The sequence below is a fragment of the Cytobacillus sp. FSL M8-0252 genome (assembly GCF_038007345.1).
Taxonomy (GTDB): Bacteria; Bacillota; Bacilli; order Bacillales; family Cytobacillaceae; genus Cytobacillus; species Cytobacillus kochii.
In genome coordinates, this window is the sequence record NZ_JBBOWZ010000001.1 from 2113227 (window position 1) to 2129326 (window position 16100).

The following is a 16100-nucleotide window of genomic DNA, read 5'->3' on the forward strand; positions in this document are numbered from 1 at the left end:
ATGTAAACCAATTCCTTAAGGGGGAGCAAAATGAAAAAACGTAAACTTGGATTAGTACTTTCTTTTGCACTAGCAGCAGGTACCATTTTAGGAGCATGTGGTTCTTCAGAAGAAAACGAAAAAGGATCAAGTTCAGAAGGCAACAAAGAAGAGTCATTCACGGTTGCAATGGTAACAGATGTTGGTGGCGTAGATGATAAATCATTTAACCAATCTGCATGGGAAGGGATTAAAGCTTTTGGTGAAGACAATGGCTTAGAAGAAGGTAAAGGTGGATACACTTACCTTCAATCCCAATCTGATGCTGATTATGCAACAAATTTAAATAACTTAACTCGTCAAAAATTCAATTTAGTGTTTGGTGTTGGAGCGATGATGCATGATGCGATTGCTGAAATTGCCGAACAACAAAAAGATAGCCAATTTTCAATTATTGATTCAGAAGTAGAGGCAGATAATGTAGCTAGCATTATGTTTAAAGAACAAGAGTCAGGTTTCTTAGCTGGTGTCGTTGCTGCAAATGCAACAAAAGGGGATACAGTTGGTTTTATCGGCGGTATGGAACTTCCTGTTATTGAACGCTTTGAAGCAGGGTTTATTGCAGGTGTTAGAGCTGTAAATCCAGATATTAAAGTAGAAAGCAATTACTCAGGTGCATTTGACAAAGCAGAGCTTGGTCAATCAATAGCCTCTAAGATGTATGCTTCTGGCATTGATGTCATCTTCCATGCGGCTGGTGGAACAGGTAATGGATTATTCAAAGAAGCACGTGACTTAAAAGGAAAAGATCCAGAGAGAGAACTTTGGGCAATTGGTGTTGACGCAGACCAATCAGCAGAAGGGGTAGTCGGAGATCATAATATTATCCTTACATCTGCTATGAAACGTGTAGACGTTGCTGTACAAGATATCGCTACTAAAGCAAAAGATGGGAACTTCCCTGGTGGCGAAACTACTGTTTACGGTTTAAATGAAGATGGAGTGACTTTGGCACCAATCAACGAAGAGTTCGCTGCCAAAGCGGAAGTTGAAACACAAGTAAACGAATGGATTGAAAAAATTAAGAGTGGAGAAGTTACTCCTCCTCAATCAGTAGAAGAAGCGAAGGCATTTACAGCAGAGTAATGAGGAAAGGAATAAGGGACTTGAAATCTCTTATTCCTTTTTAACTTAAAAGGTTAATTGAAAAGAATAACAAATTATCCTTTTCAATTAGGTTTTTAAAGATAAGCCTAAAATTTCATTCATGGATGTTCAATCAATCATAAATAAAAAGCGAGGTCTGACCTCTAACTACATAAGGGTAAGGAGTGGAGAGGGTGGAATATGTTATTGAAATGCTCAATATTCGTAAAGAGTTTCCGGGTATTGTAGCGAATAATAATATCACACTTCAAGTTAAACCAGGAGAAATTCATGCGCTCCTCGGAGAAAATGGTGCAGGAAAATCAACGTTAATGAATGTTTTATTCGGTCTTTATCAACCTGAAAAAGGGGAGATTAAAGTCAGGGGAAACATTGAAAAAATCACCAATCCAAATGTCGCGAATGAGTTGGGTATTGGGATGGTTCATCAACATTTCATGTTAGTTGATAAATTTACAGTAACAGAAAATATTATTTTAGGGAAAGAGATCACATCAAAAGGTAAAATTGATTTAAAAGAAGCGGAAAAAGTAGTTAGCGACATTTCACAAAAATATGGTTTATCGGTAGATCCAAAAGCAAAAATTGCAGATATTTCTGTAGGAATGCAACAGCGTGTTGAGATTCTAAAAACACTTTATCGAGGAGCAGATATCCTAATATTCGATGAACCTACTGCAGTGCTAACACCACAGGAGATTGCAGAGCTTATTCAAATAATGGGTAAGCTGATTAAAGAGGGTAAATCTATCATTCTGATTACTCATAAACTAAAAGAAATTATGGAAGTATGTGACCGAGTAACGGTTATTCGCAAAGGTGAGGGAATCGGAACGCTAAATGTATCTGAAACAAATCCCGATGAATTAGCTAGTTTAATGGTTGGTAGGGAAGTGACGTTTAAAACTGAAAAAACAGAAGCTATGCCGAAAGAAGCGTCATTAGAAATACAATCGCTTACAGTAAAAGATTCTCGCAATATCGCAGTTGTAGACAATTTAAACTTAACAGTCAGAAAAGGGGAAATTGTCGGTATTGCAGGTGTAGATGGTAATGGACAAACAGAATTGGTAGAAGCCATTGCAGGATTAAGAAAAGTAGAAAAAGGGTCAATTCTGTTAAACAATAAAGAAATTACTAAATTAAATACAAGAAAAGTAACTGAATCAGGTATTGGACATATCCCGCAAGATCGCCATAAACATGGCTTAGTATTAGATTTTACAATTGGTGAAAATATGGTGCTACAAACCTATTACCAACAGCCTTATTCGAAAACAGGTTTGATGAATAAGAAAGCGATTTATGACCAAGCAAATAGATTAATAGAAGAATATGATGTACGAACACCAAGTGAATATACACCAGCTCGCGCTCTTTCTGGAGGTAATCAGCAAAAAGCGATTATCGGCAGAGAAGTAGATCGTAATCCAGATTTATTAATTGCCTCACAACCGACTAGGGGGCTTGACGTGGGTGCAATTGAATTCATCCATCGCAAGTTAATTGACCAAAGAGATCAAGGTAAAGCCGTGCTGTTAGTTTCTTTTGAAATGGACGAAATCATGAATGTGAGTGACCGTATTGCTGTTATTTTTGAAGGGGAAATCATTGCAATGGTTGATCCCAAGGAAACGACAGAGCAAGAGTTGGGCTTATTAATGGCTGGTTCAACGAAGAAAAAGGTAGGTGATGGAAATGTCTAACCGTATGCAAAACATATTAATACCAATCATTGCCGTGCTTCTTGGTATCATTGTCGGGACTATATTAATGATTGTAACAGGTTATGATGCTATTGCAGGGTTTATAGCTCTGTGGAATGGTGCATTTGGTGATGTTTATTTTTTCGGTGAAACCGTTAGACAAATCATCCCCTATATATTAGCTGGCCTTGCAGTTGCATTTGCTTTTAAAACAGGCCTTTTTAATATCGGAGTTGAAGGGCAATTAATTGTTGGTTGGTTAGCTGCTGTTTGGGTAGGTGTAGCTTTTGAACTACCGAAGATCATTCATTTACCTTTAGCTGTGCTAGCTGCTGCTTTAGCGGGGGCGATTTGGGCATTTATACCTGGTTTCTTAAAAGCACAATATCGTGTTCATGAAGTTATTGTCACAATTATGTTGAATTATACTGCACTTCATATTACGAACTATATTATTCGAACAAAATTGTCAGAAGGTAGTGATAGTTCGGACCCAATTGCTGAAACAGCAAGTCTTCGTTCACCTTTATTAGAATCTTTAACAGATTACTCTCGTATGCACTGGGGAATTGTTATTGCCATTATTGCTGTTATTATTATGTGGTTTATTTTGGAGAAAACAACGAGAGGATTTGAGTTGAAGGCTGTTGGCTTAAATCAACATGCTTCAAATTATGCAGGCATGAATGTTAAAAAGAATATTATTCTTTCCATGGTGATATCTGGAGTTTTTGCTGGTTTAGCTGGTGCAATGGAGGGGCTTGGGACTTTCGGATATGCCGCTGTGAAAAGTGGATTTACTGGAGTCGGCTTTGATGGTATCGCTGTAGCTTTATTAGGTGCTAATTCACCGATAGGCATTGTTTTGGCGGCGATTCTTTTCGGGAGCTTGAAGGTTGGTGCCCTTAATATGCCACTAGAAGCAGGCGTTCCGAACGAGTTGGTTGATATTATTATTGCTTTAATTGTTTTCTTTGTGGCTTCAAGTTATATGATTCGATTACTCATAAGAAAGATTAATAAGAAGGGGGTGAAGTAAGTGGGTATCATGGAAATATTAATGATTATTGTGCCAACTACTTTACTTTGGGCAGCACCCCTTATTTTCACCGCGTTAGGTGGAACTTTCTCAGAACGTTCAGGTGTAATTAATATTGGATTAGAAGGATTAATGGTAATAGGTGCTTTTACAGCAATTGTCTTCAATTTATCGTTTGCCGATGTATTAGGGGCATCGACCCCGTGGGTTTCGCTATTAGTAGCCATGCTTGCTGGAGTCATTTTTTCAGCTATTCATGCGGTAGCATCCATCACTTTTAGAGCGGATCAAACTGTTTCTGGTGTCGCAATCAATCTGTTAGCAGTAGGAGTTACCTTATTTCTAGTAAAATTTATTTATGATAAAGGGCAAACAGATATCATTCAAGAGAGCTTCAGTAAAATAGATATCCCGCTTTTAAGTGATATCCCGTTTATTGGCCCGATATTCTTTTCTAATACGTATTACACTTCGTTTGTAGCAATCATTTTCGCTGTGGTTGCTTGGTATGTCATTTATAAGACAAAATTCGGTCTCAGATTACGGTCTGTTGGCGAACATCCGATGGCCGCAGATACTATGGGGATTAATGTGACAAAAATGCGCTATTATGGCGTATTACTTTCGGGAGCGCTAGGTGGTATAGGTGGTGGTGTATATGCCCAAGCGATCTCTTCTGATTTTGGTCATGCGACAATTAGTGGCCAAGGATTTATGGCATTAGCTGCAATGATATTTGGGAAATGGCATCCCTTAGGAGCAATGGGTGCAGCGATATTCTTTGGCTTTGCCCAAAGTTTGAGTATTATTGGTTCTAGCTTACCGCTATTAGAGAATATCCCAAATGTCTATCTACTTGTTGCACCATATGTATTAACGATTATAGCACTCACTGGATTTATAGGTAGAGCAGATGCGCCAAAAGCTTCTGGGATACCGTATATTAAAGGAAATAGATAATAAGTAAAGTCTCGGGAGATTGGCCCTGAGACTTTTATTTTACTTATTTTCTCCTATAGATGTCTGCAAGATTAGCATAGGATGGTTATTAACGTATATAATAGAAAATATTGTTTTCTTTTCATACATATACTAAAAAGATGACAAAATAGGAAGAAGTGCGATTCAAATAGTATGTTTTAAGGTAAAAAGGAATAAGGAGGTTTATTAATGAATATTACAACAGAAACAGTTAAAGAAATTGATGGTGTTAAGCTCCATCAAATTAAAACAGATAAATATAAAACAAATACGATTGTTTGGAAAATGAAAGCGCCTTTAAGTAAAGATACTGTCACACTAAGGGCTTTATTACCGCATGTGTTAGAAAGTAGTAGCGCTGCATATCCTACCACGGCTAAGTTGAGGGCATACTTAGATGAGCTTTATGGCGCTTCCTTATATGTGGACCTCTCAAAAAAAGGGGAGTACCACATTATTTCCATGACTATTGAAATGGCAAATGAAAAATTTCTATCTGATCAGACCCCATTACTTAGAAAAGCTTTTGAATTACTTTCAGAGCTTTTACTCCATCCATTATCCAATAATGGAGCTTTTGACCGAGAGGTGGTTGAAAGTGAGAAAAGAACATTAAAGCAGCGGATACAAGCAGTTAATGATGATAAAATGAGATATGCTAATTTACGTCTTGTACAAGAAATGTGTAAAGATGAAGCCTATGCGCTCCATGTACACGGTGAATTAGATGATTTACCATTAATTACAGAATCGTCTCTTTATCATTATTACGAAAAGGCTCTAGCTGAAGATGAGCTTGATTTATATATGATTGGTGATATTGATACGAATGAAGTTGAACAATATGTTCGTGAATTATTACCTTTAAAAACTCGATCTATTAAAGAAACCTCAATGGCGAGAGCAAACGATTTGATTGAGCCAGAAACGATTAAGGAAGAGCAGGATGTGAAACAAGCGAAATTAAATATTGGTTATCGTACTGGTATCACTTATGGTGATCCTGAATATAGTGCGTTACAAATATTTAACGGAATTTTTGGCGGATTCTCCCACTCAAAATTATTTATTAATGTAAGAGAAAAAGCTTCTCTAGCCTATTATGTCGCCAGTCGTTTGGAAAGTCACAAAGGTCTATTGATGGTGATGTCTGGAATTGACAACAACAGCTATGGGCAAGCAACTTCTATTATTGAAGAACAATTAGAGGAAATGCAGAAGGGTGCCTTTACAGAAGAAGAGATTACGCAGACAAAAGCGGTTATTAAGAACCAAATGTTGGAAACGATGGATACGGCAAGAGGTGTCGTAGAAGTGCTCTATCATAATATCGTTTCTCAACAAAAAATGGACTTAACTGAATGGATGAATGGAATGGAAGCAGTTACAAAGGAAGACATTATAACTGTAGCTAAGAAAGTTCAGCTTGATACAATTTACTTTCTTCATGGAAAAGAGGTGCAAAAATAATGGAACAAATCGCATTTGATCAGCTTCAAGAAAAACTCTATTATGAAAAAATGGCCAATGGGTTAGATGTCTATGTCCTACCGAAAAATGGTTTTAATAAGACTTTTGCAACATTTACGACAAAATACGGATCGATTGATAATCACTTTGTTCCGCTTGATAAAAATGAACCAGTTAAAGTACCAGACGGTATCGCCCATTTCTTAGAGCATAAAATGTTTGAAAAAGAAGATGGAGATGTGTTTCAACAATTTAGTCGCCAAGGTGCATCTGCCAATGCATTTACTTCATTTACTCGCACGGCCTATCTTTTTTCAAGTACTTCAAACGTTCAAGAGAATTTAACTACATTGATTGACTTTGTCCAAGACCCTTATTTTACTAAGGAAACGGTAGAAAAAGAGAAAGGCATTATCGGACAAGAGATTACAATGTATGATGATAATCCTGACTGGCGTCTATATTATGGTCTAATAGCAAACCTATATCATCATCACCCTGTGAAAATCGATATCGCGGGAACGATTGAAAGTATTTCTCACATTACAAAGGATATGCTGTATGAATGTTATCATACTTTTTATCACCCAAGTAATATGTTGCTTTTTGTAGTGGGTCCAGTTGACCCAGAAGCTATAATTGCTCAAGTAAGGGAAAATCAGGCTAATAAAAGTTATAGCGAGCAGCCTGCAATTGATAGAATCTTTGATCAAGAGCCGCAAACGGTTGCTGAAACGATAAGTACATTAAGAATGAATGTGCAAACACCGAAATGTATGGTGGGCATTAAAACAAACGACGCCAGCCAGCAAGGAGCGGAGATGCTTAAAAAAGAACTAAGCCTAAATGTTATGTTAGACTTGTTATTTGGAAAAAGTGGGCAACATTACAATGATCTCTATCGAGAAGGTTTAATCGATGATACTTTCTCTTACGATTACTCCCAAGAATCTGGGTTTGGCTTTGCTATGATTGGCGGAGATACAAGTGACCCAAATAAACTTGCTGAAAAAGTGAAAGAGATTTTATTGCAGTCTACGAATGGTGCAAAATGGGATGAAGCGGCACTTCAACGCTCAATCAAGAAGAAGATTGGTGGGTTTTTAAGGGCGCTTAACTCTCCTGAATATATAGCCAATCAATTTACTCGTTACTCATTCAATGATATGGACCTCTTTCAAATTGTTCCTTTTCTTGAAAAGTTAACGTTGGATGATATTAATGAAGCGGCAAAAGAATTAATTTCGGAAGAAAGAATGTCTGTGTGCCAAGTTTTACCAAAATAAACAATGCTAGCCCCGTTTTAGGTGGGCTAGCTTGATTTATGTATTTGTTTTTTGGAGGAAAAAAATGAAGAAATTTGTATTAATAACGGGAGCTAGTGGAGATATTGGCGAAGCAATTGCGCAGTTATTAGCGAAAGAAGGTTATTCCCTTTATTTGCATTACAACAAAAATCAGTCTCGTATTGATCAGTTAATGGCTGCTTTGAATACTTATGGCGGTGAATATATTGCTATTTCTGCTGATTTAACCTCAACTGAAGGATATCAAAAAATTGTTAAAAACATTTTTTCACTTGATGCGATCATTCATTGCAGCGGTCATGCTTATTATGGTCTATTAACTGATATGACAGATGCTGATGTCCAACATTTAATGAACGTACACGTCTTAAACCCGATTTTATTAACGAGAGCATTAATGCCAAAACTTGTAACAAAACAAAGAGGAAATATACAGTTTATTTCTTCGATATGGGGACAAACAGGCTCTGCCTGTGAAACTGTCTATTCAGCTGTTAAAGGGGCACAGATTAGCTTTGTGAAGGCATTGAGTAAAGAAGTAGCCTATAGTGGCATACGGGTAAATGCAATTGCTCCAGGTGCCATTGAGTCAAAGATGATGTCCTCTTTTAACGAAATGGAAATGGAAGATATTAAGAATGATATTCCTATCGGTCGGTTCGGTCATCCAAGTGAAGTAGCTCATGCTTGTGCATTTTTACTATCTGACGCCTCTTCTTATATAACTGGTCAAACCATAAGTGTCAATGGTGGCTGGTATACATAAAGAATGAATAATTTATTTCTCCTCGTTGCATGATAATATTGTACGTTCTAATATTTTGCATTTGCACCATCTACCTGTTGAGGCAAATGTCTATAACGAGGAGGAAATACAAATGTCTGTACTAGATAATTGGCAACAATGGAAAGATTTTTTAGGTGAGCGTTTAGAACAAGGTCAAGATCAAGGGATGAATCAATCTACGGTAAGTGAAATTGCTTATCAAATTGGAGATTATCTTGCTGGTTCAGTAGAGCCGAAAAACGACCAAGAGAAAATTCTTGCTGATCTTTGGTCTGTCGCAAGTGAGGAAGAACAACATGCGATTGCTAATTTAGTTGTGAAATTAGTACAAAAATAATTAGCGGGTATGGGAAAAGCAATGAAGGTGTATATGCCTTTAATTGCTTTTTTCTTATTTTACATATATTTTTACGAACGAAAAGGATTTTCCTTTCATATTAGTGGAAAATCATATATTATAGAACCTAGATTTAATTAAAAATAAATTAATATTGTGTAATAAGAATATCTGGAACTGTAGGCGAATAAGGAGTGTTTTAGGTGGAGAAAAAAGAATGGTATTTCGAATATGAAATCCAAAAAAACAGACCTGGATTACTCGGAGATATTTCATCATTGTTAGGGATGCTTTCCATCAACATTATTACGATTAATGGAGTTGATCAAGGTAGGCGTGGAATGTTGATCCTTGCTAAAGATGATGACCAAATCGTTCGATTGGAATCAATATTAAAGACGATGGATACGATTAAGCTCATTAAACTAAGAGAGCCAAAGCTTCGCGATCGGCTGGCTGTGAGACATGGGAGATACATACAGAGAGACGCAGATGATAAGAAGACTTTTCGATTTGTCAGAGATGAGCTCGGTCTTTTAGTAGATTTTATGGCAGAATTATTTAAGAAGGAAGGCCATAAATTAATTGGTATTCGTGGCATGCCTAGGGTTGGGAAAACAGAATCTATTGTGGCATCAAGTGTTTGTGCGAATAAACGATGGCTGTTTGTTTCGTCAACGTTGCTTAAACAAACGATTCGCAATCAATTAATTGAAGATGAGTATAGCGATGATAATTTATTTATCATTGATGGGATTGTTTCGACAAAAAGAGCAAATGAACGTCATTGGCAGCTTGTGAGAGAGATAATGAGACTCCCAGCTATTAAAGTAATTGAACATCCTGATGTTTTTGTGCAAAATTCAGAATATACTTTGGATGATTTTGATTATATTATCGAGCTTCGTCACGACCATGATGAAGATATCGTCTATGATGTAGTCGAACGTAACAATCATAATATGTTCTCCGATACAGGCTTCGGAGGTTTTGATTTTTAGTAATGTTGGAAGGTGTTAGTTTTGACAGAATTAGGTAGTCGTTTGAAAGAAGCACGTTTACAAAAAGGGATGTCTCTTGATGAGTTACAGACAGTTACAAAAATACAGAAAAGATATTTAATCGGCATAGAAGAAGGTAATTACCGTATAATGCCGGGTGAATTTTATGTGCGTGCTTTCATTAAGCAATATGCAGAGGCAGTGGGCTTAAATCATGAAGAGCTGTTAGATGAGTATAAAAGTGAAATTCCAGCAACATCCAATGAAGATATTCCAGAGAAACTTTCACGTGTGCAAACAAGTAAGAATATCTCTCCTTCAACTTCGAAGTTTTTAGATCTTTTACCAAAAGTTTTAATTATTGTCTTTATCATTGGTGTTATTGCTGTCATTTATTATTTTGTTGAAAATAACGTGTCTAATAGTGATAAGCAATCAAATGAAGACAATAATAATCCAGGTGCAATTGTTGAAAATAATATGCCTAAAGATGAGAAACAAAATGAAGATGCTGCTCCTGAGGAAGAAAAAGACGATGCAGCAGATGAAAATGCAGAAGAAGAGGAGAAACCAGTTCAAGAGTTAAGTGTACAAGAATCCTCGGGTAAAAACACTGTATATGAATTGAAAAATACGGATACGTTTACACTATCTTTATTAGCAGAAGGTAAAAGCTGGGTAAGAGTGGCTAGTGCTGATAATGAAACCTTCTATGAAGAAACAATGGAAGAAGGCGTTGAAAAAGAGTTAGATTTAACAGATCAAAAAGAAGTACAAGTAATCATTGGAAATACAACTGCTACTGAAATTAAAATCAATGATGAGAGACTCGAATATGAAGTCTCACCATCAGAGTATGTAAACCAAAACATTACAATCCGTTTTACATCGCTTGGCGAATAGTCATCAACCATTGATGACTATTTTCGTGTTTAGCCCCCTGAGGTGGGAAATATAAATAAATCCTAACATTGTATCGCAAATTTAGGCTTTATGACTTTTTTTTGATAAAATATGATCATCCCACCAAGGGAAGAATTACATAATTACCGGAGGGAACTTATGAATTTACCAAATAAGATAACGATTTCAAGGATTTTGTTAATACCGATTTTCATTATTATTATGTACAACCCTTTCTCATGGGGAGACATGAATTTTATCGGTGTGACGCTCCCAATTGCTCATTTTGTTGGCGCGCTTATTTTTATATTCGCTTCCGTTACAGATTGGATTGATGGATATGTAGCGAGAAAATATCAATTAGTAACCAATTTAGGGAAATTTTTAGACCCTTTAGCAGATAAGTTATTAGTTTCCAGTGCATTAATCATCCTTGTAGAATTAGGGATGGCTCCCGCTTGGATTGTGATTATTATTATTAGTAGGGAGTTTGCAATAACTGGTCTTCGCCTGATTTTAGCAGGTGGTGGTGAGGTAGTTGCAGCGAATATGTTAGGTAAGATTAAAACTTGGACGCAAATTATAGCTGTATCTGCGTTATTGCTGCATAATACAATCTTCGCATTGATTCCATTTGACTTTGCGACATTTGCTCTATGGGTGAGCATGGTGTTTACTGTTTGGTCTGGCGTTGATTATTTTATTAAAAACAAACATGCCTTTACCAATTCAAAATAATAGGAGAGTGGTCATCATGAATGCTGAAATTATTGCCGTTGGCTCTGAGTTGTTATTAGGACAAATTAACAATACGAACGCCAAATTTTTATCACAGCAGTTAGCTGACCTTGGTGTGAATGTTTTTTATCATACGGTCGTCGGAGACAATGCGGGGCGGTTAGAGTCTGCTATAAAAATTGCTGAAAATAGAGCTGAACTCATTATCTTCACTGGTGGGCTTGGTCCGACAAAAGACGATTTAACAAAAGAAACCATTGCTAAGCATTTGCAAACAAATCTCGTAATGGATGATACAGCACTGGCGTCTATTGAAGAATATTTTAAACGGACGAATCGACCGATGACTGAAAATAATCGTAAGCAAGCCTTAGTTCTTTCTGGTGCGAAAGTACTTCCTAATGATTACGGTATGGCACCTGGTATGTTTTATCAGACGGAAAATAAGCAATATATGCTTTTACCTGGGCCACCAAAAGAAATGGAACCGATGTTTTTGAAATACGGATTTTCTGCAATAAAATCACAATCAGTAGAAGAAGCAGTTATCTCGTCGCGTGTCCTTAGATTCTTTGGCATTGGTGAAGCAATGCTAGAGGCGGAAATAGAAGATATACTTGATAACCAAACAAACCCGACGATTGCGCCGTTAGCGGGAGATCATGAAGTTACATTGAGGTTGACAGCCAAACATCATAATCTTGATACTGCTTTAACACTTTTGGAAGAAAAAGAGAAAGAAATTATGGCAGTAGTAGGAGACTATTTTTACGGTTATGATGATACGTCGCTCTTTAAAGAGCTCTCAAAAAGAATGCAGGAAAAGAAATTAACCCTGTCTGCTGCGGAAAGTTTAACTGGGGGCATGTTTCAAGAAACATTTACATCGATTCCTGGAGCTGGTGGGCTAATAAATGGTGGCGTCGTTTGTTATACAAATGAAGTAAAAGCTAAAGTACTCAATGTAAAGCTAGAGACAATTAAAAATGAAGGTGTTGTCAGTGCTACATGTGCAAAGGAACTTGCGGAAAATGTCGCCAAGTTAATGGAAAGTGACATTGGTGTAAGCTTTACGGGTGTTGCCGGACCTGATGAATTAGAAGGCAATCCAGTCGGTACCGTTTATATAGGGATTTATCACGATGGTGAAGCAAGAGCTGAGAAGCTCAACCTTGGTGGTTCCCGCACATCAATCAGAAAGAGGTCATCTCTTTATGGCGCCTATTTTCTATTGAAATCCTTGGCGTAGTGAGGCGTTTTAGATACTGAAGGAAGTAAGTAGTTGAAGAAATCCGGACAATGATTAACGTTGTTCGGATTTCTCACTTCTAAAGAAGCAATAGATGCTTGTTATGATCGGCTAGGGTGCAAATATAGCTAAAGGAATAGTCGGAGATTAAAAGAAATTTGAAGTTTATACTGAGAAAGAGGTTTGATTAATGGATTTCTATCTGGCAAAACGATCATTTTTCCAAAAAAACCAACCGATAAAAAAAACGAATGGATGTTCGATTTTTTCCTCGACAAAGTCATAAAAAAAAGCTATAGTATAAATATGAAATCGAAAGACCTAATGATAAATTTATCATAGATAATCGAAATTTAAAGGAGGAAATAGCATGAGCGATCGTCAAGCAGCCTTAGATATGGCGTTGAAACAAATAGAAAAGCAGTTTGGTAAAGGCTCGATTATGAAGTTAGGAGAACAAGCAGAGCGTAAAATATCCACTATTCCAAGTGGTTCATTAGCTTTAGATACCGCTTTAGGAGTAGGTGGATATCCGAGAGGACGTATCATCGAAATTTACGGGCCTGAAAGTTCGGGTAAAACAACTGTTGCTCTGCACGCCATTGCTGAAGTACAAGCAGCAGGTGGACAAGCAGCATTTATCGATGCAGAGCATGCACTTGACCCTGTATATGCTCAAAACCTTGGGGTAAATATTGATGAGCTTCTTTTATCACAACCAGATACAGGGGAACAAGCCCTTGAAATAGCTGAAGCTTTAGTTAGAAGTGGTGCCGTTGATATTTTAGTTATTGACTCTGTAGCTGCTTTAGTACCAAAGGCAGAAATTGAAGGGGAAATGGGAGATTCTCACGTTGGTCTTCAAGCAAGATTAATGTCGCAGGCACTAAGGAAACTATCTGGTGCGATTAATAAATCCAAAACGATTGCGATCTTCATTAACCAAATTCGTGAAAAAGTAGGCGTTATGTTCGGTAACCCTGAAACAACACCAGGTGGTCGTGCATTAAAATTCTACTCAACGGTACGTTTAGAAGTGCGTAGAGCAGAAGCTTTGAAGCAAGGCAATGAGATTGTCGGTAATAAAACAAAAATTAAAATTGTAAAAAATAAAGTAGCTCCGCCTTTTAGAGTAGCGGAAGTTGATATCATGTATGGTGAAGGTGTATCAAAAGAAGGGGAAATTATTGATCTCGGATCAGAGATTGATATTGTACAAAAAAGTGGTTCTTGGTACTCCTATAATGATGAACGTTTAGGTCAAGGAAGAGAAAATGCAAAGCAATTCCTTAAAGAGAATACGGAAATTCGTTTGCAAATTCAAGAGAAAATCCGGGAGTACTATGGTTTAGACGTAGATAAATCTTCTAACAGCGATGATGAACAAGAGGAATTCGAACTAATCGATTAATTGAGAGAAAGCAGAGTACAGACTACTGTAACTCTTGTTACTTCGAAAAGAGATATTCACAACTTATAAATATAGTTGAATATCTCTTTTTGTATAGAAAAATCATGCGGTGAAAATCGTCATCTTCTTGAGCTCGTGATTATACATAATAACAGGCATTGTGGACTTATACTCTACCTTCAAGTACTTGACAATGAAATTCTGCGGCTTTACAATTAAAACTGTATAATTTACATTTTTTATATGTTAATTTGCATATTTGTTAAGGGAAGGTAGAAATAACCTTTTCAGAAGATATCTCTGTTGCAAACAATGGAGAATGCTTCCAAATAACTGTATTATTTGCAAACAATAAGAAGAATGAAAGCGTTGAAAAGCTTAAGTGCAGTATATTGTTAAAACGGTATACATGCCAACACTTTAAAAACGTAACAAAAAAGTTTATAGCAAGAGGAGGTGAAATGATGGAACTAGGTTATATCATCTCCATTTTGCTTGGCCTAATCGTTGCTGCTTTTGTTGGCTATTTCTTTCGAAAATCCGTTACGGAAGCAAAAATCGCTGGTGCCCGAGGAGCTGCTGATCAAATCTTAGAAGATGCAAAACGTGAAGCAGAAGCTCTAAAGAAAGAGGCATTACTTGAAGCGAAGGATGAGAATCATAAGCTTCGCACAGAGGCGGAACGTGAAATTCGTGAACGTAGGAATGAACTGCAAAAACAAGAAAATCGTTTATTGCAAAAAGAAGAGAATCTAGACCGAAAAGATGAAACGCTAGATAAGCGTGAAGCGGTTTTGGAAAAAAGAGACGACTCTCTTGGCAAAAGACAACAGCATATTGAAGAGATGGAAAGCAAAGTGGACAAAATGGTACAGTCTCAGCAAACTGAACTGGAAAGAATCTCCGGGTTAACTCGTGAGGAAGCTAAATCCATCATTTTAGATCGTACTGAACAAGAGGTTGCACATGATATTGCCATCATGGTAAAAGAGAGTGAATCAAGGGCGAAGGAAGAAGCGGATAAGCGTGCGAAAGAAATCTTATCATTAGCGATTCAAAGATGTGCTGCGGACCATGTAGCTGAAACAACGGTGTCAGTTGTTAACTTGCCAAACGACGAAATGAAAGGTCGTATTATCGGTCGTGAAGGGCGTAATATCCGTACACTTGAAACGTTGACAGGTATTGATTTGATTATCGATGATACACCAGAAGCCGTTATTCTTTCAGGATTTGATCCTATCCGACGAGAAACTGCTCGTCTTGCACTTGATAAACTTGTACAGGATGGAAGAATTCATCCAGCTCGAATCGAGGAAATGGTGGACAAGGCCAGACGAGAAGTGGATGAGCATATTCGAGAAATTGGAGAGCAAACGACATTCGAAGTTGGTGTCCATGGTTTACATCCTGACTTGATCAAAATATTAGGTCGCCTAAAATTCCGTACAAGCTACGGTCAAAATGTATTGAAACACTCGATGGAAGTAGCACAGTTGTCCGGTATGCTTGCTGCGGAATTAGGTCAAGATGAGACATTAGCTCGCCGAGCAGGATTATTACATGATGTTGGGAAAGCGATTGACCATGAAGTAGAAGGAAGCCATGTGGAAATTGGGGTTGAACTAGCGACGAAATATAAAGAACACCCAGTTGTCATTAATAGTATCGCTTCCCATCATGGTGACACGGAACCAACATCCATTATCGCTGTTTTAGTAGCTGCAGCTGATGCACTTTCTGCTGCAAGACCGGGGGCAAGAAGAGAAACGCTTGAGAATTATATTCGACGTTTAGAAAAGCTCGAAGAAATCTCAGAGTCATATGATGGTGTTGAAAAATCATTTGCTATTCAAGCGGGTCGTGAAATTCGCATTATGGTTAAACCGGAGCAAATTGATGATTTGGAAGCACACCGTCTTGCAAGAGATATAAGGAAGAAAATCGAAGAAGAACTCGATTATCCAGGTCATATAAAAGTAACGGTTATTAGGGAAACAAGAGCCGTAGAATATGCGAAATAAG

General features: G+C 37.3%; 14 protein-coding genes. All 14 read left to right on the plus strand.

Annotated features, from left to right (window positions below; genetic code table 11):
* Window positions 1–30: 30 nt before the first annotated feature.
* The 14 genes from MKX83_RS10860 to rny all read left to right on the plus strand — a co-directional run bounded on the left by MKX83_RS10860 (window position 31) and on the right by rny (window position 16099).
* Entirely contained in the window at window positions 31–1125 is a 1095-nt protein-coding gene (locus MKX83_RS10860; protein WP_095369472.1) for a BMP family lipoprotein, read from the plus strand.
* A 194-nt stretch (window positions 1126–1319) separates the two neighbouring features.
* Entirely contained in the window at window positions 1320–2852 is a 1533-nt protein-coding gene (locus tag MKX83_RS10865) for an ABC transporter ATP-binding protein (RefSeq protein WP_095369471.1), read from the plus strand.
* Complete coding sequence (locus MKX83_RS10870) at window positions 2845–3891, plus strand: ABC transporter permease (protein WP_095369470.1); 1047 nt, start codon at window positions 2845–2847, stop codon at window positions 3889–3891. Before MKX83_RS10865 ends, MKX83_RS10870 begins: the two co-directional genes overlap by 8 nt.
* A complete protein-coding gene (locus MKX83_RS10875) occupies window positions 3892–4851 on the plus strand; it encodes an ABC transporter permease (protein ID WP_322909244.1) in 960 nt (319 codons plus the stop codon). It abuts the gene before it with no gap.
* Window positions 4852–5061: 210 nt separating this feature from the next.
* On the plus strand, window positions 5062–6342 hold the full coding sequence (gene yfmF / locus MKX83_RS10880) for an EF-P 5-aminopentanol modification-associated protein YfmF (RefSeq protein WP_341055303.1): 1281 nt from the start codon (window positions 5062–5064) through the stop codon (window positions 6340–6342).
* Entirely contained in the window at window positions 6342–7628 is a 1287-nt protein-coding gene (yfmH, locus tag MKX83_RS10885; protein ID WP_341055305.1) for an EF-P 5-aminopentanol modification-associated protein YfmH, read from the plus strand. The genes yfmF and yfmH overlap by 1 nt, the downstream gene beginning before the upstream one ends.
* Before the next feature lie 64 nt (window positions 7629–7692).
* Window positions 7693–8415, plus strand: coding sequence for an elongation factor P 5-aminopentanone reductase (ymfI, locus tag MKX83_RS10890; RefSeq protein ID WP_328199151.1), 723 nt, complete (start codon window positions 7693–7695; stop codon window positions 8413–8415).
* Window positions 8416–8527: 112 nt separating this feature from the next.
* The gene (locus tag MKX83_RS10895) at window positions 8528–8773 is read left to right on the plus strand and encodes a DUF3243 domain-containing protein (protein ID WP_095369466.1); all 246 of its coding nucleotides are present in this window, start codon (window positions 8528–8530) and stop codon (window positions 8771–8773) included.
* 203 nt (window positions 8774–8976) lie between these two features.
* Window positions 8977–9774, plus strand: coding sequence for a DUF3388 domain-containing protein (locus MKX83_RS10900; protein WP_095369465.1), 798 nt, complete (start codon window positions 8977–8979; stop codon window positions 9772–9774).
* A gap of 12 nt (window positions 9775–9786) precedes the next feature.
* Window positions 9787–10677 (plus strand): helix-turn-helix domain-containing protein, encoded by an 891-nt coding sequence (locus MKX83_RS10905; RefSeq protein ID WP_341055307.1) that lies wholly within the window; start codon window positions 9787–9789, stop codon window positions 10675–10677.
* A 159-nt stretch (window positions 10678–10836) separates the two neighbouring features.
* A complete protein-coding gene (gene pgsA, locus MKX83_RS10910) occupies window positions 10837–11415 on the plus strand; it encodes a CDP-diacylglycerol--glycerol-3-phosphate 3-phosphatidyltransferase (RefSeq protein WP_095369463.1) in 579 nt (192 codons plus the stop codon).
* Window positions 11416–11431: 16 nt separating this feature from the next.
* Window positions 11432–12664, plus strand: coding sequence for a competence/damage-inducible protein A (locus MKX83_RS10915; RefSeq protein ID WP_307314351.1), 1233 nt, complete (start codon window positions 11432–11434; stop codon window positions 12662–12664).
* Between the two features lie 370 nt (window positions 12665–13034).
* Complete coding sequence (recA, locus tag MKX83_RS10920) at window positions 13035–14075, plus strand: recombinase RecA (protein WP_095369461.1); 1041 nt, start codon at window positions 13035–13037, stop codon at window positions 14073–14075.
* 464 nt (window positions 14076–14539) lie between these two features.
* The gene (gene rny, locus MKX83_RS10925; RefSeq protein ID WP_095369460.1) at window positions 14540–16099 is read left to right on the plus strand and encodes a ribonuclease Y; all 1560 of its coding nucleotides are present in this window, start codon (window positions 14540–14542) and stop codon (window positions 16097–16099) included.
* Window position 16100 lies beyond the last annotated feature (1 nt).

Bases quoted from the DNA above. Each gene is read 5' to 3' on its own strand.
- MKX83_RS10860 (WP_095369472.1), top strand. From the start codon at position 31: ATGAAAAAACGTAAACTTGGATTAGTACTTTCTTTTGCACTAGCAGCA.
- MKX83_RS10870 (WP_095369470.1), top strand. From the start codon at position 2,845: ATGTCTAACCGTATGCAAAACATATTAATACCAATCATTGCCGTGCTT.
- yfmF (WP_341055303.1), top strand. From the start codon at position 5,062: ATGAATATTACAACAGAAACAGTTAAAGAAATTGATGGTGTTAAGCTC.
- yfmH (WP_341055305.1), top strand. From the start codon at position 6,342: ATGGAACAAATCGCATTTGATCAGCTTCAAGAAAAACTCTATTATGAA.
- ymfI (WP_328199151.1), top strand. From the start codon at position 7,693: ATGAAGAAATTTGTATTAATAACGGGAGCTAGTGGAGATATTGGCGAA.
- MKX83_RS10895 (WP_095369466.1), top strand. From the start codon at position 8,528: ATGTCTGTACTAGATAATTGGCAACAATGGAAAGATTTTTTAGGTGAG.
- pgsA (WP_095369463.1), top strand. From the start codon at position 10,837: ATGAATTTACCAAATAAGATAACGATTTCAAGGATTTTGTTAATACCG.
- MKX83_RS10915 (WP_307314351.1), top strand. From the start codon at position 11,432: ATGAATGCTGAAATTATTGCCGTTGGCTCTGAGTTGTTATTAGGACAA.
- recA (WP_095369461.1), top strand. From the start codon at position 13,035: ATGAGCGATCGTCAAGCAGCCTTAGATATGGCGTTGAAACAAATAGAA.
- rny (WP_095369460.1), top strand. From the start codon at position 14,540: ATGGAACTAGGTTATATCATCTCCATTTTGCTTGGCCTAATCGTTGCT.